Annotated in this window: 1 protein-coding gene; it reads right to left on the bottom strand. The window is 65.4% G+C overall.

All coding sequences use genetic code 11. The annotated features are described in order from the left end of the window. Window positions 1-85: 85 nt before the first annotated feature. A partial coding sequence (locus HOP53_RS21345; RefSeq protein WP_234271870.1) for a class II fructose-bisphosphate aldolase occupies window positions 86-364 on the bottom strand: 279 nt, incomplete at its 5' end.

Here is a 364-nt window from a genome sequence, read left to right as displayed (position 1 = left end):
AAGCGGCCACGCGAGGGAATGTCAGCGAGGGCGAATGAAAAAGGCGGCCCACCGGGGCCGCCTGTCGTTGTCGAATGCTGCGGGATCACTTCACCTTCGGGTCCAGCTCGCCGCGGGCGTAGCGCTCGTACATCGCTTCGAGGCTGATCGGCTTGATGCGGCTGGCATTGCCGGCGGTGCCGAAGGCCTCGTAGCGGGCGATGCAGATGTCGCGCATGGCCGTGACGGTCTCCTTGAGATACTTGCGCGGGTCGAACTCGCCCGGGTGCTTGGCCAGGAAGCGACGCACCGCGCCGGTGGATGCCAGACGCAGGTCGGTGTCGATGTTGACCTTGCGCACGCCGTACTTGATGCCTTCGACGAT

The organism is Billgrantia ethanolica (assembly GCF_021404305.1).
GTDB lineage: Bacteria > Pseudomonadota > Gammaproteobacteria > Pseudomonadales > Halomonadaceae > Halomonas > Halomonas ethanolica.
Note: the sequence above shows the minus strand (reverse complement) of the source record. Positions and strands in the feature narration are given on the sequence as shown.